This window comes from Neisseria sp. P0021.S006, assembly GCF_051956895.1.
In genome coordinates, this window is record NZ_JBQCWZ010000427.1 from 1 (window position 1) to 1,204 (window position 1,204).

The following is a 1,204-nucleotide window of genomic DNA, read 5'->3' on the forward strand; positions in this document are numbered from 1 at the left end:
GATAACAACTATGATTTCAAAGGTACGGCAAGCTGGAAAGACGGCAACCTCTTCTCCGGTAAAGTCAGCACGGCCGATGACAAGTTAAGCGGCAACCTGAACGGCAAATTCTACGGCCCCAATGCTGCAGAAATTGGCGGCACTTACGGCTTGAAAAACAAAGATGCAACCGAACACTTAATCGGTGGCTATGGCGCGAAACGTCAATAACCCTGCCTAAACAAAAGGCCGTCTGAAGTTTCAGACGGCCTTTTTATTTTCAACTTAGATTACACCGATACGGCTGCTTTGATATGCGGATGCGGATCGTAGCCTTCCAATTCAAAGTCTTCAAATTTAAATTCAAACAAGTCTTTGACTTCAGGGTTGATTTTCATGGTCGGCAGGTTTCGGAAATCGCGGCTTAATTGTAGCTGGGCCTGCTCGATATGGTTACTGTACAAATGCGCATCGCCAAACGTATGGATAAACTCACCTGCTTCCAGTCCGCATACTTGGGCCATCATCATGGTCAACAATGCGTAGCTGGCGATGTTGAACGGTACGCCAAGGAAAATATCGGCGCTGCGTTGGTAAAGCTGGCAAGACAGTTTGCCGTTGGCAACGTAAAACTGAAACAGCGCGTGGCAAGGCGGCAAGGCCATTTCATCGACCAAAGCCGGATTCCATGCGGACACAATCAGGCGGCGCGAGTCGGGATTTTTCTTGATTTGTTCCACCACGTTGGCAATTTGGTCGATATGGCGGCCGTCGGGTGCAGGCCAACTGCGCCATTGGTAGCCGTAAACCGGGCCTAAATCGCCGTTTTCGTCCGCCCATTCGTCCCAAATGGAAACGTTGTTCTCTTTCAGGTATTTGATGTTGGTATCGCCTTTGAGAAACCAAAGTAGCTCATGAATAATCGAGCGCAGATGCAGTTTTTTGGTGGTTAACAGCGGAAAGCCTTCACTCAAATCAAAACGCATTTGGTAACCGAACACGGAACGCGTGCCGGTGCCGGTACGGTCGGATTTGTCGATGCCATTGTCGAGAACATGGCGCATAAGGTCGTGATAGGCTTTCATGTGTTTCCTTAGTGTATGTGTTGTGGGAATTTCGTGTGTATTGTACCGAATTTTCAGACGGCCTGCCTCTCTGTCTTCAATGGGGCGACCTTCCCCATATTCGCGTAATACACTCATTAACAATGTTGACAATTTAGCGC

General features: G+C 48.6%; 2 protein-coding genes. One reads left to right on the forward strand and one right to left on the reverse strand.

Annotated features, from left to right (window positions below; all coding sequences use genetic code 11):
• Positions 1-210, forward strand: a 210-nt coding sequence (locus ACTHUM_RS14725; RefSeq protein ID WP_440403252.1) for a transferrin-binding protein-like solute binding protein, incomplete at its 5' end; no start/stop codon positions are given.
• Positions 211-269: 59 nt separating this feature from the next.
• Here ACTHUM_RS14725 and ACTHUM_RS14730 read toward each other — a convergent pair.
• Entirely contained in the window at positions 270-1,064 is a 795-nt protein-coding gene (locus ACTHUM_RS14730; protein ID WP_107810843.1) for a thymidylate synthase, read from the reverse strand.
• Positions 1,065-1,204: the final 140 nt, after the last annotated feature.